The sequence below is a fragment of the Paenibacillus wynnii genome (assembly GCF_000757885.1).
Classification (GTDB): domain Bacteria; phylum Bacillota; class Bacilli; order Paenibacillales; family Paenibacillaceae; genus Paenibacillus_AQ; species Paenibacillus_AQ wynnii.
Genome location: NZ_JQCR01000002.1, coordinates 1,464,455 through 1,491,354 on the forward strand (window position 1 = coordinate 1,464,455; position 26,900 = coordinate 1,491,354).

Genomic DNA, 26,900 nt, shown 5'->3' on the forward strand with positions numbered 1-26,900 from the left:
ATGGCTTTTTGGGAAGACTCCTTTTTCTCTATATGGATATATATATCACCGTTATAGGAGTTCTACCTTCCTATCACTCACCCATCCAATTTAGAGCTTTCATCATCCGATAGACGACCTCTGCAGTTTGGGCACGATCTGTATTTACGTTAGGTTCGAACAACCCATTTACTCCGCTAAAAATATTTTTTTCTGTTAATATCGCAACAGAGTCCAGAGCGAAGGATGGAATTTCATTCATATCACTATAAACCTTTTAGAGCTCTATGCATAATAACAGCCATTTCTGCTCTTTTTATCTCGTTATCGGGCAGGAATGTTTAATCTTCATGGGTACACCCAATAATTGATTGTTAACGTCTAACAACTTTACAGCATAACCGGCAATACTGTCTTCCGATACGGCTGGTTTCCAAGTCACTTTGCCTGAAACACTCACAGTCGGATCTGCATCGATAAACGAGGGTTCCTGCGGACTTGAGGTTGAGGATGCCAAGATACGTTGAGGTGATAAGGTAATCGAGCTGAATAACACTAGAAAACTCAGAAACATTGTCCATTTTTTGTGCTTTACGGTCAACAATAATATTCCCCCTAAAAAGTAAAAATCCCAGACAAAAGCCCGCTGGGCATGCCTAGGAAAACCCTAAATCTATCGATTTAATGTCCGTTGGCAACCTGGCAATCATAATCCTGATCATTTACTTACTACAACGGACTTCGACATATATCAAACGTTGGGATATAGTTCCACTAAGGTATAACGTCAATGTGCATTCTAGTAAAATAGACCTCTACTCCATAGTGGAACATTCTGCATCGCAATAGAGACATGCAGCTAAATAATAAGCCGGGGCCTCAGCCCCGGCTTATTCTCAATCCAAATTACTTTTTCTTGCTTCCTCTACTAAAGCTCCAGATAGCCATACAGCAGCCTACCATTCCGACACCAAGCAGAACCGTCTGAACAACACCCAAGAGTGCTGAATTTTCTGGGTGAATCTGGGTACTAAGTATAATTAACAACGCAGAGGCTGCAAGTATCGCCCCTGGTTGGTTCTTCTTACTCACACATTGCCCCTCCTTTATAACGCGAATAAATCATTCATTTCCCGAACCGATACTCGATGCATACATAACCACCGTTTTATGATCAATTGCATCTGTAATACCCTTCATAGTATTAACAACACTAAGCTTTTTGTCCACCTATATCAACCCCATTAACGTTCCCTACCTTCCTTACCCATTCGATTGTCGATTTAATTGTACTTTGTGCAACTAAACTTCTCTCTTTTTACCAATTCCGACTAATAGATGTATTCAGTACAATTAAATCCATCAATTTCCGCCAAAAGCGCTTAATATCCCATTTTAGATGCATAAAGTACACTTAAATCCAAAGGATGACTTTATCCTCCTAATATAATTGCACAAAGTACACTTATTTACTTGTTGTTCCCCTATATAATAGTCAAAACAAACCCTTGTCACATTTGTCATGATGGATTTCCACTTCGGGTTTGTTTACTACATCTCTAGTAACACTATAATTTAATCCGTCCATTTGTAACAATTATATATATTTTCATAAAATTTCTCGTATTTACAGGATAAATATGTATAAATGTAGAATTATGTAATATTCAAGCATTTAGTGTTCTTGAGCTACCTTGCGGGTCGCAGGAGGTGATTGTTAATACCCCGCATACTTGATGCCTCTCTTCTAATTTAAGAAATCTTATTTGGATCGTTATTGTATTGCTTTATTGATTGGTCGATAGTTCATTTTTTTAAAAAATCTAGAGGTCATGTAAGACGTTAATTTTAAACCGAGGTGTAAAATGAAAAAATCAGTACTATTGTTTTTATTAAGCGCACTAATACTATTCTGCTTCATGCCAGTTCAGTCTCATGCAGCAACCACTCAAACAAAAATTATTTTAGATGGCCAGGAGCTAAATTTACCTAATGAAGTTGAAGTCGTAAATGTTCGCAACAATATTATGATTCCCATTCGAGTGGTAGCCGAGAACTTAGAGTTTAACGTGATTTGGGATCAAAAAACAAAGGATGTAAATATTCAACAAGGCTCTAAAACAATTACATTAACTGTTGGAAAGCAAGAGGCGTCCGTGGATAACAGTACCGTTTCGCTCAATATTGCCCCACAAATAATCAAAAATACCGTTGTCGTTCCAATTCGGTTTGTTAGTGAAGAAATGGGCTTGAGGGTAGGCTGGAATAACCAAGAAAAGATAGTTACTCTAGCAAGCACCCCTACTACCTCTCCACCATCGTCTCCAACCAACAGTAGTCAAAATGACGCGACAACCAACCTTGTTCACGAAATAAATTATGCAAACAATCAACTCGTCGTCTCGTTAGACCGTGAGGTTACTCCAGTCATTACTACACTGAAAAATCCCGACCGTATTGTAGTGGATTTCCCATCTACGGATTTCGGTAATATGATTCAACCCGTGCCAGCTGGATCCATGGGGAAGTTGAGTACTGGTGATGCTCCGAATCTTACTGAAGTGCGCTATTCTCTTTTCAAGAATGATCTAGCCCAAGTTCAAATAGTTATTGAATTAAACAATGTAAGTTCGGTTAATTATAATCAACAATATATTGACGGCAAATTCATTCTTGATCTGAATGTAAACAATCCGACATCAGCAACCCCGATTAGTGGTTCTGGCAAAAAAATTGTAGTTATTGATCCAGGGCATGGAGGAAGTGATCCAGGTACAACGAGTATTACAAACAAACATGAGAAGAACTTCAACCTTGCTTTAGCCCTTAAAGTTCAGGCGATCTTGTTACAAGAGCCCGAAATAGAAGTGGTCATGACTCGCGAAACAGATGTTTATCCTACACGTTCAGAACGGGTTAAATTAGCTAACGATCTAAATGCAGATGTGTTTGTATCCATACATGGAAACAGCGTACGCTCTTCCCCACAGACAACGGGAACCGAGACGTTTTATTACCAGCGTGCAAGTAGTGAGGAACTAGCAAACATCGTTCATAAGCATTTGGTCCAAGCAATGGGACTAAAAGATCGTGGTGTAAAAAACGGCAACTTACAGGTCGTTCGAGAAACAAAGATGCCCGCAGTTCTTCTCGAATTGGGTTTTTTAAGTAATAAGTTGGACGAAGAGGTTATGATGTCAGAGAGTGTTCAAACCAAAGCGGCTCAAGCCATCGTAGATGGGATAAAAGAGTATCTGAGGCTGTAAGACAGCAAAAAACTCAAAGAGGATGTGCTTCTATGAAAAGAGGAATTCATCTTGCTATCTTAGTATGTGCAATCAGTTTATTAGCCGTAGGTTGTGGAAATAAGGACACTTCTTCAGGCCCGGTGCAAGGTTCTAATTCTGCAAGTACTGCAGAAATTCAGGTCTATTACGTTGATGCTCAACTAACCCAACTAGAGAAGAGTACGAAGGAAATTACTTTTGAAGATAACTCCGACAAATACAGTAAGACGTTTGCAGCTCTTCAGAGTAAGGATCAAACCGAGTGGGTCTCCTTGTGGAACAAGATTGATTTACTGTCAACAAAATTCGATAAAGGAAAGTTGACATTAGATGTGCATATTCCGGATGAAGCAAGATTAGGTGCTGGGGGAGAGCTTCTAGCCCTAGATGTACTTAGAGAAACATTTTTCCAATTTGAGGAAGTTCACAGCATCGATCTGCTTGTCGATGGAGAATCACCTGAAAGTCTAATGGGCCATGCAGAATTGAATCACCCAATAAACCGTGAATAAATCTACACCAACGGTAATAGCAACTGGTGGTACTCACATCAGCCGTGTGTATATATTTTTTTCGGTTTTCTTTGGTTGGTTACCTTCTCCGCTCATAACTTTGTTTTGAACAATGATATAATCCAATCTATTAAGATACCAGCTAAGAACCAAGAGAAAAAATGTAGAGCGTAGGGAACAGCCTTCTCAATAAATTCATTCTCAAAAGTGGTCCTAGTCAACCAAGGATTAAGCCCTAATAATAATGGACTTGAGAAAAATAGTAATATGTTTTTGTCATCGTGCCCAGATAAGTTGTAAATACATATTATTAAAGAAATTAGAAGTAGCCAAAAGCTAACCTTCTTAATAAATTTCACTGAGCATTCCTCCATATAAAATAGTCAAAACCCTTGGTGCATCAATAACTCCGATGCACCAAGGGTTTTATTACTAAATATATTTCCCCCGGTATTATAGCTTCAACCGCGGATGAGCCTGTTATCGGCTTCGCTTATAATATCTACCAAAGGTTACAATGGTCAGCAACATGCCGACAATGCCCATACCCGTTAGAACCCCTTGCGTGAAATCCACCAGATTGCTCCCGTTAGACTCAATGATTCGGCTCACTGTAAGTGAGAAAATAGAGGCTACGAACAGCATTCCTAAATTTTGTTGTTGTTTTTTATCCATGACTCCCACTCCTACTATTGATTTGAGTTAACTCCCTTAAATCTTATAAGCCTTCATCGCTTTTCTGATCTCCTTGATTGTAGGGCGCTTGCCGTACATCAGTACGCCTGTGCGGTAGATCTTGGCGGCAAGCCAGCCGAAGACAAAGATCGATACCAGCAGGATTAGAAGGGATACTAGGATCTCCCAAAAGGCTACATCGCCAACCCCAATGCGCAGCAGCATACTGAGCGGGGAAGTGAATGGGATGTAGCTCGCTACCTTAACGAGCAATGTATCGGCATTCGAAATACTGAATAATGGGATGTAGAAGGTCACAAGACCCAGCATAGTTATGGGCATAACCGCCTGACCCAGATCCTCGGTACGGCTGACGATGGAACCGATAGCCGCGTAAATCAAGGCATACAGGAAGTAACCTAGAACATAGAGAACCAATCCGTAGATCAGCAGATTAACGTTAAGCTGTCCTAGATCAAGATCAAATTCCGTCAGAATCGATGCGTTATGCGGAAGCATAAGGTTAACGGCAACAGCTCCCGCTATAATTGCAATTTGAAGCATTCCGATTAAGAAGATACCGATTACCTTGCCGAACATCTGAGCAAGAGGCGATGCGCTCGTAATAAGAATTTCCATAATACGCGAGCTTTTTTCGGAGGTAACTTCAGCCGCGATCATATTCCCTGTCATCATAATGGACATGAAGAACATCATTAAGAGGGCATACACAATCACATAATTAATGATAGGAGGTGCATCCTTCTCCTCGTCTGTCACGGCAGTTCCATCCGTACTGATCTGCTTCGTATCCAATTGAACCGGTGCGTTCATGGCCCCAATCTGTTCCGGGGTCAACTTGTCACCAGCAATGAGCTGTGCGTTTGCCTGCTGAAGACCCAATTGGAGGAAGGTTTGAACCTCAGCATCCATATCTCCGTCTGGACTATAGAAGGTTACTGGCGGAAGCCCCATCTCGCTTTCTGCCCCTAATTGGATATAGCCGTCCAACTTCCCCTCATCCAAGGATGTCTTCAGTGCAGAATCTTCAGCGGATGTATACTGATCTACTGTAGCCCCGCCCTCAGTAGTAACTCCTGAAGCATAATTCTTTAACAAATCTGAAGCACGGTTGCCTTCCGCCGCCACAACAGCGACGTGGATTCCTGCACTCGCTTCATCGTCACCTTGAAATACTTTAATCAAGTATGGGATGTTCATCCCAATACTAAGCAACAGCACTAAAATTAACGTAGTAATCATAAATGACTTCGTTTTTACTTTATTTTTAAAGGTAAATCCGATTATTGTTCCCATCTTATTCATGAGAATCACCACCTACCACTTTGATAAAGATTTGGTTTAATGTTGGTTCCTTGATTTCAAAATGCTCCACTTCGCTTTGCCCTACCGCTTGCTGCAAGATCCGCTGTGCAGCGGCTATCTCACTAATTGTCAGCAGATAACCGCGTTCCTGGCGTTGAACCCCCGTAACCCCTGGCAGGGTCTCCAAACCGGATACCTCTGAAGATGTACGAAGCAGCACTTCCTCACGAGGGTACCCCTTCTTGATTTCACGGATATCTCCTTGAACGACTGTATTAGAACGATCCATAATGGTAATATGGCGGCATAGCTCTTCAACATGCTCCATCCGATGGGTCGAGAACAGGATGCTCGTACCTTGATCGCGCAATTCCCTAACCGTATCTTTCAACAGCTCCACATTAACCGGGTCCAGACCGCTGAACGCTTCATCAAGGATTAGGAGACGCGGCTTATGTACAACCGCTGCAATAAAGCCCATTTTTTGCTGATTGCCCTTGGACAGCTCTTCGACCTTCTTATTATAATAGTCCGGCACATCGAAACGATCCAGCCAGTAACGCAGGCTCTTATCCGCATCACTAGATGACATCCCGCGCAAACGGGCCAAATAGATGATCTGATCGCTAACCTTCACCTTCGGGTACAGTCCCCGCTCTTCCGGAAGATAACCCATGATTTGCTGCAGCTCACTGTTGAACGGCTTACCGCTATACAGGATCTTCCCATCATCCGGATAAATTAGACCCAGCACCATACGCATTGTTGTTGTTTTACCCGCTCCGTTAGCCCCGAGCAAGCCATAAATTTCACCGGGCTCCACACTCAGACTAATTTTGTTTACAGCGGTCTTCTCTCCAAACTGCTTCACTACACCATCCAGCTTCAAAGCTTCCATTCTTCAATCCCCTCTCTCTAGATCAACTAATTCAGGAAAATGCCCTTGAGTCCATAAGCTGAGTATTTCATCGAGCTCCAGACTACGGCTTTTAATAACATGTACGCCTAAATTCTGGATGCGTTTCTCTATTTTATAAAAATGTTCTGTAACGAATGAAGCTACTCCCGGTGTGTCCATCGTCCAGTGAAGCGTTCCGGGAAACTCAGCGGTGAGTTCCTTAAGCTCTTCTTGATCGCTAACGTTTATCCAAACTTCGTTCCAGAGCCCATATAAGCTGTCTTTCTCAGCCATTCCAAGCACCTGTCCCTGATGCATAAGCACGATATAATCAGCCAATCGGCGAACTTCTTCTACTATATGAGTTGAAATAACGATTGTGGCATTATTCTCATTCATATACCGGCGCAAGACCTCAATCATCTTCTTCCAGGCAAAAGGGTCCAAACCCGATGAAGGTTCATCCAGCAGCAGCAGACGGGGGCGTGATGCCAAGGCAGCCGCAATTTCGAACTTACGCCGCTCTCCTTTTGACATTTTGCCAAGCTTTATATTTCGGGGGACTTCAAAGGTGTCGATAAGCTCTTGGTAATACGAGTCGTCCCACCGCGGATACCAATAACTTCGAAATCTCGCAGCATCTTCTGCACTCCAGTGTTTCTCCTCTGAGAGCGATGTCTCCGGCACATAGGTTATTCTCTGTCGAAGTTCGATGGGAAGTCCTTCTGTATACATACTTTCGAACCAGTAGATTTGCCCTTCTTCCGGGTGGTTCAGCTGTAGCAGCATTTGCAGCAAAGTACTTTTACCCGAGCCGTTCTGCCCCACCAGAGCGGTGATATGTCCTTCCGGCAGCCTTAGATTGAGCGGGCCTATCGTTTTGGTGCGCCGCTGTTTGCGTACATTCCGCAGTTCAATTGCCATCTGTACCATCCAGTCATACCCCGTTTCAATGTTGTTCTTTATACTTCCGTTCTACAATCTCCTGAAAAATATCCTTCAGCTCTTCTTCACTGCTATGAACCGATCGGGCAATATCTACCGCACTCTCCAATGCCTTTGTAACCGCATCCCGCTTGTATCCCTCACGTGCACCATCTCCTACATGAGAAACAAAAGTACCTGTTCCTTGTCTCGTACGCAGCATGCCTTCCCCCTCCAAATCCTGATATACCCGGCGGACAGTAATAACACTGCAATTCAGGTCCCCGGCAAATTCACGTATAGATGGAAGCAACGTTCCTTCCGTAATTACTCCACTTATAATCAGCGCACGCAATTGGGTTTCTATCTGGTGATACAGGGGTTCGGCACTATTTTCATTGATTTGTATTGGTATCCACATCGTTACACACCGCCCTCCACTCCGTTGGTTCGGAATGCTTCCTTACCTCTTTTATTAATCATACAAGATCCCGCTTTTTCAGTCGGTTTAGCGTCCATTTAGAGAATAACTGCATAGACACAACTCCGGTAAGGAGGCTTCCCCACATTAATGGGGATAAGAATTCATAGTCTTTAGAACAGGAGATGCTGTAGAAAAGCAAATTACCTCCCGTTAACTTCACCAATAGAGAAACCCCAACACATATTCCCATGATGATAAAGGTAAACAAGCAGTACATTTTGCCGCTGAACAGAAACTCGATGAAGATATAAAGACCTGTCACAGCAAGACCATATCCAATCCAGGTTAGGGCAAACACGATATACGGAACCGGTGACATCTCCAGCCTGATCTCCTTACCGAGTCCATACATCAATCCGAAAAACAAAATACCGTTCAAGCCTAAGGTTAGAATTGCATGAATTTTTCTCTTGCATAAAATAACTGCAGCCGGTATAGGCAGACTGTGCAAGTAGGCTAACATTTTGGTATATGAATCTTCGCTAAAATACTTGAACGAACGCCGAGAGTAGGTAAAACCAAGGATGGGCACCATCGTGATCAGCATGAAGTCTACAATCGCTGTCTGTTCCTTATCACCTATGGAGCTATTCATCAGCGTTCCTGTGAAAAACACCAAGTAACCGCTCATAAAAACCGAGAACAATAAGGTGAACAGTATTGATAATTTGTCCCCGCGAAACTCACCGCGCAACATAAACCAGGAATCTCTTAATGTCCTCATGAACACTAACCTCACTTTAATGTTTAGAATTCAATCGTCATTCTCAGGTGTGCTTACCTGTACTTATCTGTGCTTACTGTATATATCTATATACACAGTATATGCCCTTAATTTTCCATCGTCAAGCTCTTTTTGACCTTTTCCACAAAAGAGTTTAGGCCACCTTTTTCGGCTCAACACTAAAATCGTGCTTGATAGGTGACGAGAAAGACAAAAATCCGTTACGCCCAATAGAGGGTTTTTCTCCCTCTATTTCTGTACCCGCAGGCGTCAGTAAATAGATGTATTTTATACACTTATTTCTAGCTTTTGGCGCTGTGATGTATGGATAGATGTACTTTGTGCAACTAAAAACACGAAAATGCCGGTTAAACCCCGGAATACCCAAAAATAAGTGTATAAAGTGCAATTAAACCCCCTTAAGTGTGCTGAGGGAGAAATATAAATGTACGTTGTGCAACTATATATATGGAAACCCATGTAGGTAGACGATTTGCCCTATTAGTCGCGGATACCTCGAGGAGATACTTCTACTCTTATACACAAACTTCTTGACGATACCCACTCGTTACCCCGTTTGGGCAATTAGAGGGGATTTCGCCCGCTAATTTTGAGGATATACCTCTTTGGGACGGTATGGGTAAGATTATAGTGGGATTTTCTCCTCTAATTCGCCGTAGGAGTGGTCCGCAACCCGGATTCGGCTACCTGTAAGACGTAGTTGCCCCAATCCCGGTGAAACATCAGACGAAGTTATATCGAGATTGCGTTGCCGGCACAGTGACGTAAACGGATATCTCAAACACTGTTTTCGAGAAAGAGCCCCATTTCGGCACAAAAAACCCGTCAGCCCTAGAGGGTTGACGGGTTTCACTGTACTGCTACGACATTTTGGTTAAGCACCTAAAATAACTTCCCACACCGGCTTTGTATGTCCGCCTGGATATAACAAATAGAGCAGAACATATACCATCACACCTGTAATGGCCGTTGCGAACCAGATCATCGATGTGATTCTACCCCACTTCCGGTGTTTGGCATACTTCGCCTTGAAGCCAAGGGTAAGTGTGGTTAGTCCGAATACTGCGGCTACCGTAGCCAGAACAATGTGGAAGATCAAGAAGACATGATAGATCGTAGTTAGTTCTTCGGGACCGCCCCATGAGGTGTTCCCCACGAATAACGTTCTGGAGGTGTACACGATGAAGAATAATAGAGCAGCTACAGCAGCAGCTATCATCGCCTTCTTGTGCGCCTCTCGTTTCCCCTTAATAATGAGTCTCCAGCCAATCGCAACCAATACTGCGCTAATCACGATGAATGCTGTACTGATCGTTGGAAACAGTGTGAAAATATCCATGATTATCCCCCTTGATAGTGCCAGCTACGCACGGGTCAAGCTGCCACTCTCCAACCCTGAGGAAGGAGGCAATTCTTCGTTGTCATCTTGCCCGTTCTCTTTTTTATACCAATGATAGAACACATAAGCAAGCATGGAGGCAAAAATAAACTCCTGAATAAACTTCATCGCTATGCCCCCTACCTGTTGATCCACTTTTGGAGACATCCACCCGAAGAATGTAGGACCCCCAAAGGCCTGCAGCAGTGCGGCAGGATCACTCGGTACACAGTACCCCATCGCAAGCGCCCAGGTATCCGGATCACTGTATGTTGCATACAACGGCTGAGTCGCAAATATAATCAACCCGCAGGCAGGAGTCAGCAGTACCATGTTCAAGAAAATAAAGCCGATCTTGCCTAATCCCGAAGCCATCCGGCGTTCCGGCAGCGGATTAATCAATGTCCACCACATCAGAGCGGAGGTAATAAATAATACGGCATAATAAATACGGTGAATGCTAAAATGCAGCATCACATAGTCGTGAATCACCGGTATATGATACAGGGAGAACAATCCGTTAAACAGCAAAGCCGCAACTACAGGTTGAGCCAAAAAGGATAAACGCCGAAACGGATTAACCTTTAGCGCCGACCGCCACACCCACTCAGGAATTCCCATCATTATGAGGGGTACGGCTACCAAATAGGATAAGGCCATACTAACCATATGGAATGAGAACATTAAATGTCCAAGCAGACTGATCGGCCCGCCTTGAGCGAGATAGAGGAAAAACATCCCGGATACGAATAAAGCTCTATGGCGAAAAAGCACCGGAGCAGAACCGAAAAAACGGTCGGATAGCGGTCCAATGAGCACGAAGTATCCCGCCGTAAGCAGCAGCATCCCCGCCAGAAAGAGCGGACTCCACAAATCAGCAAAGCTAAAATATTCTAATCCCAACATGACCACACCTCCTAACGCAGGGCACCAAAAACCTCTTTAAAACAGTTAACCAACAGGGTAACTTTTATAGAGTTAAATTTAATAGGGTTGAATTTTAAAAAAGAGGGGGCTTATCAGCCCGCCTCTCGCTATTCGCTAATCCCACCATACCCAATAAAGCGCCATTACAATGCAGGTTCCGGCTATAAAAAATCCACCGAGCATGAAGATGATTGGCAGCAGATGCCCCTTGTCTTTCAGGTGCATCCAGAAGCCCATTTGCAAGAACACCTGAAGTACAGCCATTATCAATAAAAGAACAATGGTAAAGGTGGGATTTACCCCCCCGGCTGCTACCGCAGCAAAGGCAATGAGTGTAAGAACTATGGAGAACACGAAGACAACGATATGTCTTTGCAGGCCTTCCGTCCGATGACGGTGCTTAACCCCGTTAACTCTTGATTGCTGATCAGTCGCCATGGCCTTAGCCCACCTTTCCAAGCAGGTACACAACGGTGAAGATGAACACCCACACCACATCGATAAAGTGCCAGTACATCGCTGAGACATAGATTTTAGGCGCAGTTACAACCGTCAGACCCTTGTAAGATAACTGACCAATTAATAGTGATATCCAAGCAATACCGAAAGCTACGTGGGCTCCGTGGAAACCAACCAGCGTATAGAAAGCCGAGCTGAAGGCGCTTGTAGTCATACCGAACTCTTCATGTCGAACGTACACTGAGAATTCGTATATTTCTAATCCCAAAAAGCCAAGGCCGAGTAATACCGTAAGGATTAGCCAGTTCCGAAGTTGTGCTATGTTGTTTCGGTGCATGGCTTGAATGGCGAATACACTGGTTAAACTGCTGACCAAGAGAATGAATGTCGCTGCTGCAACAAGCGGTAGATGAAATAACTCATTCGCAGATGGACCACCGTTGGTCTGATTACGCAGTGCCAGAAAGGTAGCGAAGAGGGTGCCGAAGAGCACGGCCTCACCGCCTAGAAATAACCAAAAAGCTAGAACCTTATTACGTCCCTCGGCTGTGGCTCTCTCCGGTTCGTGCGGAAGAGTACCGTTAGCAGCTTCTGCATGTGCTGTTGTCATGACTTCTCACCTTCCTTCCAGCTCTTCAGGTTCGATATGCCAGCCATGATCGTCATACAACGACCTGATCAGCATAGCTCCGAACGTAATGAGAAGTCCAATTGCGGTAACAATGTAATTATTAAAGAGGAAGCTCATTAAGGCATTCCCGAATTCATCCCGACTGAACATAAATCCAAGTCCGGCGATGAAGATACCCACTGACATTACAAAAGGAATGGCGGTTGCTGAAGGCATATGGATCGATCCAACAGGTTCAGCAGGAGTCATAGCGGTATGACCTGCTGTTTTTTCTTTCCAGAAAGCATCAATACCGCGTACAAGCGGTGTTTGCTTGAAGTTATATTCTGGCGGCGGAGATGGAATCGTCCATTCCAGTGTACGGCCGTCTTCCCAAGGATCATTTGACGCATCCGCAGGTTTTCTAGAGGTCAGATAAATATTGATAAGGAAGATAATCATCCCTACACCCATTAAAAACGCACCAATCGTGCTTACGAGATTCAGCAAATCAAATTGCTGATTCGGCAAGTAAGTAAATACGCGGCGCTGCATACCCATCAGACCCAGAAAATGCTGAACAAAGAAGGTCATATGAAATCCGATAATAAAAGTCCAGAATGTCCACTTGCCCAGAGACTCACTGAGCATACGGCCGAACATTTTGGGCCACCAGTAATGAAGACCCGCAAACAGCCCCAGTACTAGCCCCCCGACAATAACATAGTGAAAATGGGCTACGACGAAATACGTATCATGGAACTGAAAGTCCGCAGGTGCCGACGCTAGCATTACACCCGTTACGCCGCCCATCGTAAAGGTTGGGATGAATCCGGCTGCGAACAGATTCGGTGTAGTGAACCGCACTTGTCCGCCCCACATCGTGAACAGCCAGTTAAAGATTTTAATACCGGTTGGAACTGCAATAAGCATCGTAGACACGGAGAACAATGCATTCGCTACCGGTCCAAGACCGGTCGTGAACATATGATGCGCCCATACCATGAATCCTAGAAAGGCGATCAGGATCGTAGCGAAGACCATTGAGCTGTACCCGAACAGCCGCTTACGTGAGAAGGTTGGAATAACTTCTGAGATGATACCGAAAGCCGGAAGGATGAGGATGTACACTTCGGGATGCCCGAATATCCAGAAGATATGCTGCCAGAGCACCGGACTGCCGCCGCCCCCCACTTCGAAGAAATTCGCACCTAGGATCCGATCAAATGTAAGAAGTACAAGCCCTACTGTGATTGCAGGAAAAGCGAACAAAATAATAGCAGAAGTAATAAACGTTGTCCAAGCAAACATCGGCATCCGCATATAAGACATCCCAGGAGCACGCATGGTGATGATCGTTGCCAAGAAGTTAATACCGCCGATTAAGGTACCCAACCCGGCAATCTGCAGGCCAATGGTGTAAAAGTCTACCCCGTGCGTAGTACTGTAGGTTGAGCTCGAAAGCGGTGCATAGGAGGTCCAACCTGCATCGGGAGCCCCACCCATAATCCAGCTCAGGTTAAGCAAGATACCACCGAACAGAAAGGTCCAGAAGCCCAGCGCATTCAAGAAAGGGAATGCTACGTCGCGAGCACCTATCTGCAAAGGAATTACCGCATTCATAAGTGCAAAGATTACGGGCATGACGCCCAGGAAGATCATGGTTGTGCCGTGCATTGTAATTAACTCATTGAAAGTCTGGGCATCCAGGAAATCATTCATAGGCTTGATTAGTTGGATACGGATCAGAATGGCTTCAAGCCCTCCGATGCCAAAAAACAACCCTCCTGCCCACAGGTATAAAATAGCTATCTTCTTATGATCGACCGTTGTGATCCAGTCCATCAGCCCGGTATGGCGCTTAACGCCGGAACCGTGTCCTAAAGGCTTCGATGAATTCAAGGTATGTGCGTGAGCCAAGGTATTTCCCCCCTCTTCTTATATGCTGCTCGTTATGGGCTAAGTCATTAGTCCAATTTATAGTTGGCCAGGTACTCTGCGATGCTGTCAATCTCTACATCGCTCAGGCCGAGGTCTTTGGGGTTAGGCATAAGATTGCCCGGCTTCACGCTTTGCGGGTCATGTAACCAAGTTTTGAGATTCTCCTCAATCGGTGCGCCGTCTTCCCGGGTATCATCATTGATCAGAATACCGGCAATCGCCTCGCGGGAGCCAATACCCGTAAGATCTGGAGCATTTGCAATCCCCTGATCCCCTACTGCATGGCATTGAAGGCACTGATCTTTGAAAGTCTTTGCCAGGGCGGGATCTTCAGGGAGAACCGCAGGCGCTTTCCTAGACTCGATCCACTTTTCAAACTCCTCATTGCTCACAGCCTTTACCTTGAATTCCATAAAGCCGTGTGAAGGTCCGCATAATTCCGCACATTTCCCCCGGTAAACACCCTCCTTCTGTGCACTGAAGCTGAAGCGGTTAATGGTTCCTGCAGGGTTAGTGTCTATTTTACCGGAGAGCGAAGGTACCCAGAACGAATGAAGAACATCCTTGGTGATCAGTTCAAAAGCGATATCCTTTCCGGTAGGAATAACTAAATCTTGCGCTGTAATTACACCATAGTCGCCATACTCAAATTCCCACCAGTATTGATGACCCGTGACTTTTACTTTAATCGCATTCTTGTCATTTGAATGATCATTCCCTGCCGCGAAGACCTGCTTGACAGTTGGAATAGCCAGAACTACCACCAGAATCAGAGGAATAACCGTCCAGAGAATTTCCAACTTGAAGTTGCCTTCAACCTGCTCAGGGATCTCCGTTTGATTCGGTTTTCTACGGAACTTAATCATTACATAAGCTGCAATAGCAAATACAATTAACAGCACAACGATCATGATCATGATCGACAGCTTAATCAATCCTAAAGAGCTTTCCGCTACGGGCCCTTGCGGTCTAAGAACCGATAAGTCTTCGCGGCCGCAACCTGCAAGAATGAGTGCGAATACTGACATCATGGGAAGGAGTCGCTTTACAGCCTGCCACGTTTTCATCATTGATCTACCCCGCTTCGTCCCGATTTCTAAGATTATTTCGTTTGTTCTGTCAATTATAACAATCACTATTAATATAAGATTAAGGGGGTGTTTTGTCAATCGTTCACAACTAGTTCACAAAGTGTTCTAAATTGAAAAAAAGGCTTGTCACGCCTCATTTTGCAATCGCTTTCAGAAAACGTAAACAACATTTTTTCCTTTCCTAAATCCTTCTGAACTCCTAATTCTACTACTATTCTATTTGACAATTTTGTGATATTTGAATCAATGTCTATAGATTTACATACAAAAAAAACCGATCCCTGGGCAGCTAGCTACCCAGGTACGGTTTATGAGAATCCTCATGGATGAAATACCTAAAATGATCTCGTCAAAAGAAGGCGCAGGCAATAGGCAACTCCTTAACATCAGGAGACGGATGAATTCATCCTTACCAGTTCATGCTCAACGACCATGGTCAGCTCTTCTTCATAGCCTCCCGTTATCCGATATTTACGGACGTATTCTTTTACGAATTTCTTGGGATCTTTCGGGCGGAAAATGCGTGTCATTTCCCGTAGACTTTCCTTGACTTCGTTATGACCTTTACTTGCCATGATCAGTTCCCTCCCAAAACATTGAAAATGAATGCTCCGTTGTAGAGAATGCATGATGAAAAGTGCGCCGTAACTTCGAAATGCAAGTAAGTACCATTAACACATACGTATCTTGCACTATCCGTCTAAGACAAAACCCTAAGCTGAAAACTTGGGGAACGCCATAAGTCGGTGAAGCAGGTTCGTCGTGATTTGGGCTGAAAGTTTAAGATGTCCTTAAAAGGTCACCTTGACACTATAGTTACCCTAAGAGCCAAAAATTGAATCACTCCTTTGGGGCCTTATCGTTATATTGTATCATATTCCAACCCAACTTCCACCTTTCCTTGTAAATTGTGCTCAAGGAAAATATATTTTTTATTTTCTAAGTACAACGGAGAATGTTCGGAAATCAAAATGACACCAAAGTACAACAATCCCTCTCCGGAAGCACCGTCTGCGCTCGAAATCCTGCACTAAGTACAACAATCCCTCTCCGGAAGCACCATTTGTCTCGAAATCCTGCACTAAGTACAACAATCCCTCTCCGGAAGCACCATTTGTCTCGAAATCCTGCACTAAGTACAACAATCCTACTCCGGAAGTACCATTTGCGCTCGAAATCCTGCACTAAGTACAACAATCCCGCATCGGAAGCACCGTTTGCGCTCGAAATCCTGCACTAAGTACAACAATCCTACTCCGGAAGTACCATTTGCGCTCGAAATCCTGCACTAAGTACAACAATCCCGCATCGGAAGCACCGTTTGCGCTCGAAATCCTGCACTAAGTACAACAATCCCTCTCCGGAAGCACCATTTGTCTCGAAATCCTGCACTAAGTACAACAATCCTACTCCGGAAGCACCATTTGCGCTCGAAATCCTGCACTAAGTACAACAATCCCTCTCCGGAAGCACCGTTTGCGCTCGAAATCCTGCACTAAGTACAACAATCCCTCTCCGGAAGCACCGTCTGTGCTCGAAATCCTGCACATAATGCAGGCGTGTTGCTTTACCAAAAAGAAGGAACAAAAAAAGACCGCCATTTCGGGTAATGGAAAGTACACAAACCAAACTAAACCAAAATGAGGCGACCTCATAAATGAAATACCCCCTTTTATGCAGTGTTCAAACAAGTTCTAACAAGAGAAGATGTGGAAAAACTGACCGGGCAGACGGATTATGAGGACACAGGAACTAAGTTCACAGTATTCGCATTCGCATTCGCATTCGCATTGCTGCATTATTTCGATACGTCGGTCACTGCACCCAAATCTCAATTGCCCTCGGCTTCCTACAAAAAATTGTCCCATGCTCAGCATCGCCCTGCTCAGGAGAAAAACAAGTCATTGTTGCAAACTTATTGTTCCATAATACGGATAATTAAAACATCTGGGAAATCAGCAGTTCTTTTACACTAACCACCCACAGGCACAGATCATCACATACTTTGTCCCTATGAAACATAGGCTCTAATGAGGAGATGGGCACTCCGATATAACCGCTCCGCATACCCGGTGTCCCCCTCTTGTCCAAGCCATAAGGAGAGTGAGTCTATGTCCCCTTTTAGATCATCCACCGGATTACCAGACAATATTGCAGGTGCACTATGTTACTTCTTCCCTTTTATCGGAGGTATCGTCTTTCTCGCCTTGGAGAAGCGGAGCCGTTTTGTTTTGTTCCACGCTCTACAATCGCTGATTGTCTTCGGGATTCTGATGATCATTCATGTTCTGGGCTCATTATTCCCTTTACTGGGTCCCTTGCTGTCAGCCCTGATTTTTCTGTGCAGCTTTGCTGTATGGCTGTTGATGATATACCATGCCCTGCGTGGAAAGTGGTATAAGCTCCCTTGGGTAGGTCAGATCGCAGAACAGCAGCTTCGGCATTTGTAATTCCCTATATGCAGACACACGGAAAATGATTCCCTTTTGCCCATCCACTCCTTACAATGGAATTAAGACAACACTGGACTTTTAGGAGCTGGAAAGAGCATGTATTTATTCATTATAAATTCACGCTCCGGCGGAGGCGCCGGGAGACGGACATGGCATATTGTAGAGGGGTTACTGCGGGATCGCCAGGTCCTCTACGAGACCTTGTTTACACTTAGCGCAGATGAAGCAGAGCAAAGTGTATTGCAAGCGCTGCAGAAGCATGAAGAGTGGAGCGCCGCTGTTGTTATTGGGGGTGACGGAACCCTGCACAGTATTCTTGGAGCCCTTGGACACCGAGGCATTCTTCTGGCTGTGATCCCTGCCGGTTCGGGTAACGATACCGCTCGGGGCTTCGGTATTCCGCTGGAGCCGGAGGCTGCGCTTGAAGTTGCCCTGAGCAGCCGCTTTCTTGAAGCTGATCTGTTATCCTCCGCGGACGGATTAACACTAACCGCGGTTGCCAGCGGATTCGACGCCCAGGTGGCGGAGAATGTGAATGCCAGCCGCTACAAGCGTCTGTGCAACGCGATTGGCGCGGGTCAGCTGGCTTATATCATCGGCATATTACATACGCTGATCACTTTTAAGCCGTGCCAGGTGAAAGTAGCCTGCGACGGTACGGAGCACGTCTATGACAAGGCCTGGCTCGTCTCGGTCTGCAACCTGCCGAGCTATGGCGGCGGGCTGCTGATCTGCCCGCAGGCGAAGGCCGATGACGGCCTGCTCGACGTCTGCGTCGTTCATGGGTGCAGCCGCGGGCAATTGCTGCGGCTGTTCCCGACGGTGTTGAAGGGCAACCATGTATCGCTGCCCTTCGTATCTATGCTGCGCGGACGGAGCGTAGCCGTCCACTTCGCAGAGCCTCGGCATGCCATCGGCGACGGCGAGAGCCTCGGTGTAGAGGCCCTGGCCGTGCGCTGTGAGCCTGGAGCGCTGCGAGTGCTGTCACCGCTAGCTTCAAGGGTTGAGCTCGCGGAAACGGGCTCAGCGCCCTCCAGCCAGGTTAGCGGAGGCTAAGCCTTGATCTGTTGACTCCATACCAAAACAAGCCGGAAACGGGGACGTTATGCCCTTCGTTTCCGGCTTGTTTAATTAGGAGTAGGAATATCCGCTTTGCAGCTCATCCCTTATTCAGGCAATACTTCGCCTTCCGCTTCTACAAAAGAAATTACGCCGTCCTCCAAGGAGGCAATGCGAACGAGCGACTCCAGTCGGTAACCCGCTTCTTGAAGCAGGCGATTTCCGGGCTGGAATGACTTTTCGATCACAATTCCTATTCCGACAACACTGGCACCCGCTTGCTCCACGATGCGCGCCAGGCCAAAGGCCGCCTCACCGTTAGCTAGAAAATCATCAACAATGAGAACACGTTCTCCCGGGGCAATGAATTTTTTGGAGACGGTAATTTCGTTACTCTCTTTTTTGGTGAAGGAATACACCTTCTCCACATAAATATCCTCAGTCAGAGTGAGAGACTTCTGCTTGCGGGCAAAAATGAGCGGAACATTTAGCTCCAGTGCGGTCATGATTCCCGGAGCAATACCGGAGGATTCAATCGTCAGCACCTTTGTAATTCCTTCTCCCGTAAACCGGCGTGAAAACTCACGGCCAACCTCGCGCATCAGAACAGGGTCCATCTGATGATTCAAGAAAGAATCCACCTTGAGTACTCCCTGACCAAGTACAATACCTTCGTTGATTACCTTTTGTTTCAGTAACAGCATATGTACTCCTCCTCTCCCCAAAATGGACCCATTGACCCTTTTTAAATACCAGTAGGCTTCCGTGGAAGCAAGTTGCCGATGATAGACTTCAACTCTCTATCTTCTTTAACCTCTTCGTCCCCCATGTCAAATTCGGTCACTCTAATCTCAGAGTAATCTTCCCGAGGGTTTACCGGTTTAAAGATCAGCTTCTCCCGATTACCCATGTTCACATCAAATTTCATGTCTTTGAACATCTCAATCAACTGACTTTCACTGGGCTTTGATCCCTTATCCAGAAACAGTAGACCGCGTAGCTGTTTGGGACCCTCCGAATGTTGCACTTCAAAATGGACGATACATTCCATCCTCTTTTCACCTCCCGTTATAGTCGATAAGCTAATTCTCTTATTCTGCATTCTCCTCAGGATTCTCATCCAGATCATGCATTACATATTTACGATAGATATTGCCGTAACGTTCCCCATATCTTCGCTCCAGTTCAGGGCCCATATCCTGCTCCAATTCAAACAACACCATTTCTTGCGTAAAATGATTCAGCAGCAGTTCTACAAGAACCGGATGCTCCGTTACGACCGCCTGAACGGACCCATCCTCATAACGCATACCTAACATGCACCAGCTTCGGTCGATGACGAACGAGAACTTGCGCCCGTCCTTTCGCGCTGCACTCCCATTAAGCGGCGGCCAAGCCGGATAAGGAATAGGACCGGCGTTGCCGCCGTCGAATGCCCAAAGCAGCTTCACACCGCGCAGTTCGGCCTGTTCCAGCTCGTTGCGCAAGAGGGAAGCTTCTTCCCTCCACACATCCACAACAATTTCACGCTTGGCGGTATTTAGCTGCCGTACAAGAGTACCCAGCACATTCCGCTCTCCTTCCAAATTATAAAAGGAAGGGCTAACCGGTCCGCCGCGCGGCATTTCACTTTCCACAAAGTGAAGCGAGGCTTGCACACGACCGGAGATCATCAACGCTAATTCGTCCGGATTCAGCACACTATAACGGGCAGGTTCCCCTTCACCGCAACGGACATACCCCTGTTGAGTCAACCGTTGAAGTGCCGCATATACATTGGATCTTGATACTCCGAGCTGCTTGGCAACCTCATAACCTGAGGCCTGGCCCTTGGCGGCAAGCTCCACCATAATTTTGGATTCCATTTCCGTGAATCCCAGATTGCGCAGATGAAGCAGCAACTGTTCCATACTTGTTGTCCCCCTAAGATGACTGACTGTTCCCTAGATTTGTTCCGATCCGCAGCGCGGACACCACATCGAGCCTTTTGGTAAATCTACGCGGCAAATTTGGCATTTGACCATATCTTTTGCATTCATACTCTCAGCATCTGATTCCACGAATTCACTAGCTTTCCAATCCCGAATCCGTTGATCCAGTTCAAGCTGTCTCTCCCGCTCACGCTCCAGTTCATCTGCATGTTGGAGTTCCCGCTTCGAATCCTGGGCATTAACAACGTAATCCTCCAGTGCCAAAGGCAGTTCTTCCTCATGATCCAGAACCTCTTCATAATTAAATGGATGTTCATGCTCAAGCTCAGGTTCAGTCTCTTTAAGGGAATCTTCCTGTACCGAATAGACTTGAGTCTCTTCCGGGTCCACTCTCCGGGGTGTATATTGTCCGGATGCTGGCGCTGCATTGCCCTTGGCTTCCGCCTCCAATTTACGACCGCAGCTCGGACAGAAATTGGCATCAAGTGCAACTATATGTCCACATTTACATAACCGTTCATTTTTTAATTCAGCAATATGTGATCGCACAACGTCTATTTCCTCCTGAAGCTTCGAGCAGTTCCGTGAAAGCTCCAGCATTTTACCTTCAGCAAGCGACATATCCCTCGAACGGTATCCCTCATAGAAGATTTTTCCCATTTTCGTAAATTCAATGTCCATCTCATGTTCAATATCCGAGATCCGGCTGTTCAGCTTGCCGATTTCAACAGAACTTTGCGCTTTCTCGGTAACCCGGCTGGCACCGTCTTTTATGCGCTGTAATAAATTCATTGTAGTTCCTCCTTCTCCACAGTGAGAATAGGTAAAATATATTCATGTGATAACACGAATTAACCTTTTGCGATCTGGGCAATGCCGGAATCGTGACTCTATCATACCAAATGTATCGAACAGATTCATTATTTGTCGTACTGTGTATAATAGTTAAAATGATTTTGGCGAACCTTATCGGAAGAAGGAGGGATCACCTTGGCAGCAAATGAGGATAAAAAACAGTATTTCGTATCCGTAAACCATGGGCTTATTCAAGATGTTCGAAATGAGACCGGCGAGTATGAGGTTTGGCTCACTGCTGAAGAATTGACAGATCTGCAAGACCGCTTGAAAGCACTGGAACAGAATGACGAATACAGCTTCCGCCGCGCTTTTGTTCCTTATAAATCAGCCGATCATGATGATGCCATCGACCAGTTTGACGAGAAGACCGTGAGGTTATATGAGAATCTACGTCAGCATGGGACAAAAGAGACCCAAAAAGTAATTGACGAATTGGGCGTCATACCCAAACTTGAAAATACAGGATATCAGGATAAAGGGTATGGAGACGGTTCCCCTACGAATAAATAAAAAAAGATAATCCAACTAATATTAAGCCTGAGATCCGGATGATCACCGGAACTTAAGGCTGTTTATCATTCCTTCATAGAGACCCCCGCCTATTTAAAGTTTTGCTTCTAGGACTGTCCATCGGTTAAAATAGAAGAAGTCACAAATACGTTAAATCGGGAGAGTAACTGTGAAAGAAGAACACGAAAGCAGACATCTTACATTAAATAAGTTACAGCTACATGTCCAAGATCTTCGGCAGTGGGAGAAAGAGAACGGATTCCCCAGACAGATTGATGAGTTAATGCAGCTGCCAGCACTTTATCGTCTAGCCCTCAATGAACTTCAGAATAAAATCGATGTCATTAAGACCGAATGGCAAATTCGTGACGGCTTCAGCCCTATAGAGCATATCAAGTCCCGCATAAAGGAACCTAAGAGTATTCTGCAAAAAATGGAGCGCAAGGGCTACGAACTAAGCTCCGAGAATATGGAGCAGTACATCCATGATATCGCAGGTATGCGAATCGTATGCGCCTTTGTTAAAGACATTTATCGACTTGTGGATCATTTATGCATTCGTGAGGATATTCGCGTTCTTGAGATCAAGGATTATATTGCCCATCCCAAACCTAATGGATATCAGAGCCTGCATCTAATTGTCTCTATTCCCCTAATTCTGTTGGAAGGTACACGCTGGGTGAAGGCAGAAATCCAACTGCGAACCCTTGCCATGGATTTCTGGGCCAGCATGGAGCATATTCTATACTATAAATTCGACAAGAAGCTTCCTCCCCATGTGGCAGAGGAACTTAAGGAAGCGGCCCGTGCCGCCGATGAGCTCGATCAGAAAATGCTTCGCCTGCGAACGGAGATTTTAGAACTTTCAGACGGTGCCGGCAATACTGAGGAGCCGCAAAGCTAAAAATACGGAGGGGGTGTTCCCAAAAGCCATGCAAATGGCTAGTGGGACACCCCCTTTCTTTTGAGAAATCCGTAAATTATAGTTTACTATTGCCCCTCGCCCGCTCCGCAGCAGCCTCGGCTACCCGGCGCATGACAAGAGTCAGCCCGTCATGTACCTTAGGGGTTTGAGGCAGCAAACTTTGCCAATCCTCATTAGCCGTAGCTACGACCGGATTCTTCGGGAAGGGACGGTCACCCACTTCATGAAATAAGGTTCCCGGCTGGTGGAGCGAGCCTTCAGCAGCCGCCTCAGCCAGCCACTCCCCTGAGGAGATTGCTGGCCCCTTACGCTCCAGCCGGGCCAGCTCTGCTGTAAGAACGGTTGTTGGATTGATCCCGCTGTTCTCCCTCTCCGCATCAGCCGCAGTTTCAGCCCAGTACGCAAATACAGCCTCCAACAGCTCCTCTTTAGGGAATCCCCTTAGCTTTAATGCCAGTAGGGGTTGATCGGAAAGGCCCTTTTCAATTTGCTTCAGCATCTCATCGTTCTTGATTTCCAGGTCTTTTCCGTCCGCACTGGAAGACTGCTCCAGGTTAGCCGGGAGAATTTCCAGTCCATTGAACCAATGGGGCGCTCGGCCTTGTAACAGAGCGTACATCTCATTGGGGCACAATGCCAAGCGCTTAACCAGTTCTTTCCGTGTGGAAGGTGACCACAAAGGAACCTTGATGGACAACTCCGATGTACTCCCAGGCAGCACAACCTGAGCTGCCTTCAATACTCCAGGGACAGCCTCAAGCTGTAATTCTAAACTCCCATTCATTTGATCCGATCCCCTCCACCGTGTAATTATTTGGCTGTACTCTACATCCAATCCTGTCCCTGCAGCTCAATGAGCTCCTTCAACTCATGGTTGGACATTTCCGTCAACCACGTTTCGCCGGAGCCCACAACTTGCTCAGACAGGCTTTTTTTACGTTCGATAAGCTCATCTATACGTTCTTCCAAAGTTCCTTGGCAGATCAGTTTATGCACCTGAACATTTTTATGCTGACCAATTCTGAAGGCTCGGTCTGTAGCTTGATTCTCTACAGCCGGGTTCCACCAACGGTCATAATGAAGCACATGATTAGCCCGTGTAAGATTCAGCCCCACACCTCCAGCCTTCAGTGAGAGGACAAAGAAAGCCGTTCCCTCTCCCTCCTGAAAAGCTCGAACCATCTCATCACGTTCCCGCTTCGGAACACCGCCATGGAGGAATAACGGAGTTTTACCGTAACGCCGGGTCAACCGGTTCACCAGCAATTCACCCATAGCGACATACTGAGTAAAGATCAGCGCAGATTCCCCAAGCTCTGCTATACTGTCCAGCACCTCGAACATAACATCCATTTTACCCGAATGATCATGCCTTGAGCTGCGTCCCTCCTCCTTACGAAAAAGTCCAGGATGATTACAAATCTGCTTCAGCTTCGTAAGGGAGGACAACACAAGCCCTCTTCTGGCCATTCCCGACCGTTCCCCTATCACACCCAGCATTTCATCCACAACCCCCTGATAAAGCGCCGCCTGAGTTTCCGAGAGAGGGCAGTAGGATTTGAGTTCCAGCTTTTCAGGAAGATCCTTAGAAATGTCGGGGTCACTTTTCAGTCTACGCAGTAAGAAGGGAGAGACCAAACGATGCAGCTCCCGAAGCCGATCGCCGCCTTCGCCTGATCCATAACGCTGTCGGAAGGAGTGGTAGGTTCCCAGATATCCCGGATTCAAAAAATGAAAAATGGACCACAGTTCCCCCAAACGGTTCTCTACCGGAGTTCCCGTCATGGCTATACGGTGCGGTGCGGAGAGCTTCATTACGCTTTGGGCCTGCTTGGTACGGTGATTCTTGATATATTGAGCTTCATCCAGCACTACAGTAGACCATTTAACTCCTGCCAAATCCTCACTGTCGCGACCGGCTAAATGATAAGTCGTCAACACAATATCATGACTGGCAACCAGAGACAGGAAACTCTCACCTCGAACCCTTCGCCCTCCATGATGAATATGAACGGTTAACGAGGGGGCAAAACGCTGAAGCTCCCGCTGCCAGTTCCCTAGAAGCGATGTCGGACATAAGATCAGTATCGGACCCCGTTGCTGATCTGCCGGGTGATTCAAGGCACGATCCAAGAGGCATGTAATGACCTGGACAGTCTTACCCAGACCCATATCATCGGCTAGACACACGCCAAAGCCCAGTCCACTCAAGGCAGACAGCCATTGAAATCCCCGCTCCTGATAAGGACGGAGGGTTCCATGGAGACCTTCGGGTATTTGCCGCTCCGGTAAATTACGGAGCATATCACCCCGCATAAGAGAGGACAACAGCCCCGTAGTCTCCATGCCTGTGACTGACATGCCTTTCCACAATCTGTCCTCTTCATCCTCGGCTTCAAGCCTCATCCAATCCGCCGCGGACATTTCCCCGTGTTCATGCCGTTTCATATATTTAAGAACCTGTCGGATCTCTTTAGGATCTATTTCAATCCATTCCCCGCGAAAACGAACAAAAGGCACGCCAGCCTCCATTAACTCCGTGAGTTCCTCTGCACTGATGGACGCTTCACCCAGAGATGCCTCAATCCGAAAGGAGATCAGCTCCTCCATACCCAGGGCAACAGGTGCCGGTCCAACGGCCTCATTGGAGAGTTGCTGCATTTTCATCTTCATTCCAATACGACGGCGTCCTTCTCGACTCCATCGTGAAGGCATTTGGACGGTTATTCCGCGCGTGGTCAGCTGAGGCACAGTCTCTTTCAAAAAAAAGTAAAGACGCTGAGGCTCCAGGTCCACTCCCGTCGGAGCAGGTGAGCTCAGTCCCCGTTCAATATCCGGTGATATCTTCGCTGCCCGTCCCAAGAGTGTAAGAAGTTGCTCCTGAATATTCCGGTAACGTTTTCCCCACAAGGTGAATCCCCGCTCAGCACTGGCCCAGATTGAGCTTGCAGGCAACCAAAACTCACTTTCTTCGCGGCTTTCCGCCCAAAAGGAGAGTCGCCACACTCCATCTTCATCGGCGGGAGGCTCCAAACGCAGTCCAAGTCCCAGCTGTCCGTGACGCGCCTCTTCTTTCTCTGTATGAGGCACTTCCGTTCCGGCGGTATCAGACACAACGGCGAGGAGCTCAGTCACCTCAGCAGGAGTACCCTGTACGGGTATATCCCGGCTGCCCGTAAGCAGACTGTTCCACCATAGCTCCGTCAGAGGAGAATAGCCCCGGCGATAATTGGCTTTGTATGGAGATAGTTCACTCTCTATGCGAGAGATAACCCCCTTAACCTCAGTACTCATCACAGACTGTAAGAAAGAATAGAGCACATGCGCCCCAGCCTCCTCACGAGTGGATAAGTCACCGGCTTCAGCCGAAGGACTGCCCAGTCCAAGCACAGGCATGGATGCAGAGAGCTGTAGAAATATCTTGGTGTACTCCTCATTCCGAAACGCAGGGACCCAGCAAGCTGTAGCTGCCTGTTCCCCTCCACGGCGGCGGGAGCCGACTGGACGCGGCGGCAGGGCTCCTGGCGTAAATCCACCTGTACCCAAAAGTTCCAAGCCAAAGCGCGCGGCAGCAGCCCAGTATCTCATCTCTCCCCCAGGCTCGACACCCTGACTTAGACATAGAGATTCGTCCCAGGCTAAGAGCAGCTCAAAGGCCTCTTTAGGTGTAAGCGCAAGGCCCTCCAGGGTACGACCGGGCATTTGCCGTCGCACAGCCTTCCCTTCAACCGGAGCGGTCGGATATTTCACTTCAGCCAGACGCAGCGCGGCACCCGCAAAAGGACGCAAACCACCCTGCAGCTCCAGCCGTTTGACCACTCGGGTCCAGGCATCTACCTTCGGTTCCGAAGTTTCGCCGGAGAAGCAAAATAAAACGTCCCCTAACCATATTGCATACAGATGCTTAGTCATCGTGATCTCCTGTCTT

The 26,900-nt window shown here is 46.5% G+C and carries 29 protein-coding genes; 6 read left to right on the top strand and 23 right to left on the bottom strand.

Going from position 1 to position 26,900, the window contains the following annotated elements; genetic code table 11:
• Positions 1-73 precede the first annotated feature (73 nt).
• From PWYN_RS28640 to PWYN_RS09115, 3 genes are all read right to left on the bottom strand, one after another.
• Positions 74-241, bottom strand: coding sequence for an S-layer homology domain-containing protein (locus tag PWYN_RS28640; protein WP_084146663.1), 168 nt, complete (start codon positions 239-241; stop codon positions 74-76).
• 54 nt (positions 242-295) lie between these two features.
• Entirely contained in the window at positions 296-583 is a 288-nt protein-coding gene (locus PWYN_RS09110) for a hypothetical protein (protein WP_036650548.1), read from the bottom strand.
• 302 nt (positions 584-885) lie between these two features.
• Complete coding sequence (locus tag PWYN_RS09115; protein ID WP_036650549.1) at positions 886-1,071, bottom strand: hypothetical protein; 186 nt, start codon at positions 1,069-1,071, stop codon at positions 886-888.
• A gap of 773 nt (positions 1,072-1,844) precedes the next feature.
• Between PWYN_RS09115 and PWYN_RS09120 the strand changes: the two genes are divergently transcribed.
• Positions 1,845-3,245, top strand: a complete 1,401-nt coding sequence (locus tag PWYN_RS09120) for an N-acetylmuramoyl-L-alanine amidase family protein (protein WP_036650552.1) — start codon at positions 1,845-1,847, stop codon at positions 3,243-3,245.
• 32 nt (positions 3,246-3,277) lie between these two features.
• On the top strand, positions 3,278-3,778 hold the full coding sequence (locus tag PWYN_RS09125) for a GerMN domain-containing protein (RefSeq protein WP_036650554.1): 501 nt from the start codon (positions 3,278-3,280) through the stop codon (positions 3,776-3,778).
• A 480-nt stretch (positions 3,779-4,258) separates the two neighbouring features.
• Here the strand turns inward: PWYN_RS09125 and PWYN_RS09135 are convergent, their stop codons facing one another.
• The 14 genes from PWYN_RS09135 to PWYN_RS30290 all read right to left on the bottom strand — a co-directional run bounded on the left by PWYN_RS09135 (position 4,259) and on the right by PWYN_RS30290 (position 17,303).
• Positions 4,259-4,453, bottom strand: coding sequence for a hypothetical protein (locus PWYN_RS09135; protein ID WP_036650557.1), 195 nt, complete (start codon positions 4,451-4,453; stop codon positions 4,259-4,261).
• A 36-nt stretch (positions 4,454-4,489) separates the two neighbouring features.
• Positions 4,490-5,779, bottom strand: coding sequence for an ABC transporter permease (locus PWYN_RS09140; RefSeq protein WP_036650559.1), 1,290 nt, complete (start codon positions 5,777-5,779; stop codon positions 4,490-4,492).
• A complete protein-coding gene (locus tag PWYN_RS09145) occupies positions 5,772-6,677 on the bottom strand; it encodes an ABC transporter ATP-binding protein (protein WP_036650561.1) in 906 nt (301 codons plus the stop codon). The genes PWYN_RS09140 and PWYN_RS09145 overlap by 8 nt, the downstream gene beginning before the upstream one ends.
• 3 nt (positions 6,678-6,680) lie before the next feature.
• Positions 6,681-7,610, bottom strand: coding sequence for an ABC transporter ATP-binding protein (locus PWYN_RS09150; protein WP_036650563.1), 930 nt, complete (start codon positions 7,608-7,610; stop codon positions 6,681-6,683).
• Between the two features lie 16 nt (positions 7,611-7,626).
• Positions 7,627-8,022 carry a GntR family transcriptional regulator gene (locus PWYN_RS09155; protein ID WP_036650567.1) on the bottom strand — a complete coding sequence of 132 codons (396 nt, stop codon included), beginning with the start codon at positions 8,020-8,022 and terminating at the stop codon, positions 7,627-7,629.
• Between the two features lie 58 nt (positions 8,023-8,080).
• Complete coding sequence (locus tag PWYN_RS09160) at positions 8,081-8,809, bottom strand: hypothetical protein (protein ID WP_157261121.1); 729 nt, start codon at positions 8,807-8,809, stop codon at positions 8,081-8,083.
• 895 nt (positions 8,810-9,704) lie between these two features.
• Complete coding sequence (locus PWYN_RS09165; protein WP_036650569.1) at positions 9,705-10,169, bottom strand: DUF420 domain-containing protein; 465 nt, start codon at positions 10,167-10,169, stop codon at positions 9,705-9,707.
• 24 nt (positions 10,170-10,193) lie between these two features.
• Positions 10,194-11,114 (bottom strand): cytochrome c oxidase assembly factor CtaG, encoded by a 921-nt coding sequence (gene ctaG, locus PWYN_RS09170; RefSeq protein ID WP_036650571.1) that lies wholly within the window; start codon positions 11,112-11,114, stop codon positions 10,194-10,196.
• A 135-nt stretch (positions 11,115-11,249) separates the two neighbouring features.
• Positions 11,250-11,573, bottom strand: coding sequence for a cytochrome C oxidase subunit IV family protein (locus PWYN_RS09175; RefSeq protein WP_036650573.1), 324 nt, complete (start codon positions 11,571-11,573; stop codon positions 11,250-11,252).
• Between the two features lie 4 nt (positions 11,574-11,577).
• Entirely contained in the window at positions 11,578-12,204 is a 627-nt protein-coding gene (locus PWYN_RS09180; protein WP_036650575.1) for a cytochrome c oxidase subunit 3, read from the bottom strand.
• A gap of 6 nt (positions 12,205-12,210) precedes the next feature.
• Positions 12,211-14,049 carry a cytochrome c oxidase subunit I gene (gene ctaD / locus PWYN_RS09185; protein WP_036653600.1) on the bottom strand — a complete coding sequence of 613 codons (1,839 nt, stop codon included), beginning with the start codon at positions 14,047-14,049 and terminating at the stop codon, positions 12,211-12,213.
• Positions 14,050-14,171: 122 nt separating this feature from the next.
• On the bottom strand, positions 14,172-15,215 hold the full coding sequence (gene coxB, locus PWYN_RS09190; RefSeq protein ID WP_036650577.1) for a cytochrome c oxidase subunit II: 1,044 nt from the start codon (positions 15,213-15,215) through the stop codon (positions 14,172-14,174).
• A gap of 407 nt (positions 15,216-15,622) precedes the next feature.
• Positions 15,623-15,811: a hypothetical protein gene (locus PWYN_RS09195; protein ID WP_019913840.1), complete on the bottom strand. Its 189-nt coding sequence runs from the start codon at positions 15,809-15,811 to the stop codon at positions 15,623-15,625.
• A 1,363-nt stretch (positions 15,812-17,174) separates the two neighbouring features.
• Positions 17,175-17,303: a hypothetical protein gene (locus PWYN_RS30290; RefSeq protein WP_276203408.1), complete on the bottom strand. Its 129-nt coding sequence runs from the start codon at positions 17,301-17,303 to the stop codon at positions 17,175-17,177.
• Between the two features lie 44 nt (positions 17,304-17,347).
• Between PWYN_RS30290 and PWYN_RS09205 the strand changes: the two genes are divergently transcribed.
• A complete protein-coding gene (locus tag PWYN_RS09205) occupies positions 17,348-17,686 on the top strand; it encodes a DUF4870 domain-containing protein (RefSeq protein WP_036650581.1) in 339 nt (112 codons plus the stop codon).
• Between the two features lie 99 nt (positions 17,687-17,785).
• Positions 17,786-18,745, top strand: coding sequence for a diacylglycerol/lipid kinase family protein (locus PWYN_RS09210; RefSeq protein ID WP_052087858.1), 960 nt, complete (start codon positions 17,786-17,788; stop codon positions 18,743-18,745).
• 110 nt (positions 18,746-18,855) lie between these two features.
• Here PWYN_RS09210 and PWYN_RS09215 read toward each other — a convergent pair whose 3' ends face one another.
• The 4 genes from PWYN_RS09215 to PWYN_RS09230 are packed head-to-tail and all read right to left on the bottom strand — an operon-like array spanning position 18,856 to position 21,471.
• A complete protein-coding gene (locus PWYN_RS09215) occupies positions 18,856-19,452 on the bottom strand; it encodes a xanthine phosphoribosyltransferase (RefSeq protein ID WP_036650583.1) in 597 nt (198 codons plus the stop codon).
• 41 nt (positions 19,453-19,493) lie between these two features.
• Positions 19,494-19,799: a hypothetical protein gene (locus tag PWYN_RS09220; protein WP_036650585.1), complete on the bottom strand. Its 306-nt coding sequence runs from the start codon at positions 19,797-19,799 to the stop codon at positions 19,494-19,496.
• Between the two features lie 40 nt (positions 19,800-19,839).
• Entirely contained in the window at positions 19,840-20,658 is an 819-nt protein-coding gene (locus tag PWYN_RS09225) for a TrmB family transcriptional regulator (RefSeq protein ID WP_036650587.1), read from the bottom strand.
• A 33-nt stretch (positions 20,659-20,691) separates the two neighbouring features.
• Positions 20,692-21,471 carry a zinc ribbon domain-containing protein gene (locus tag PWYN_RS09230; protein ID WP_036650589.1) on the bottom strand — a complete coding sequence of 260 codons (780 nt, stop codon included), beginning with the start codon at positions 21,469-21,471 and terminating at the stop codon, positions 20,692-20,694.
• 198 nt (positions 21,472-21,669) lie between these two features.
• On the opposite strand from PWYN_RS09230, the gene PWYN_RS09235 reads away from it, so the two are divergent.
• Both PWYN_RS09235 and PWYN_RS09240 read left to right on the top strand, forming a co-directional pair.
• On the top strand, positions 21,670-22,047 hold the full coding sequence (locus PWYN_RS09235) for a hypothetical protein (RefSeq protein ID WP_036650591.1): 378 nt from the start codon (positions 21,670-21,672) through the stop codon (positions 22,045-22,047).
• Between the two features lie 283 nt (positions 22,048-22,330).
• Positions 22,331-22,951, top strand: a complete 621-nt coding sequence (locus PWYN_RS09240) for a GTP pyrophosphokinase (protein WP_240479761.1) — start codon at positions 22,331-22,333, stop codon at positions 22,949-22,951.
• Between the two features lie 76 nt (positions 22,952-23,027).
• On the opposite strand, the gene PWYN_RS27970 is transcribed toward PWYN_RS09240, so the two are convergent.
• Positions 23,028-23,756: a hypothetical protein gene (locus PWYN_RS27970; protein ID WP_052087859.1), complete on the bottom strand. Its 729-nt coding sequence runs from the start codon at positions 23,754-23,756 to the stop codon at positions 23,028-23,030.
• Between the two features lie 41 nt (positions 23,757-23,797).
• Positions 23,798-26,884: a DEAD/DEAH box helicase gene (locus tag PWYN_RS09250; protein ID WP_036650593.1), complete on the bottom strand. Its 3,087-nt coding sequence runs from the start codon at positions 26,882-26,884 to the stop codon at positions 23,798-23,800.
• Positions 26,885-26,900 lie beyond the last annotated feature (16 nt).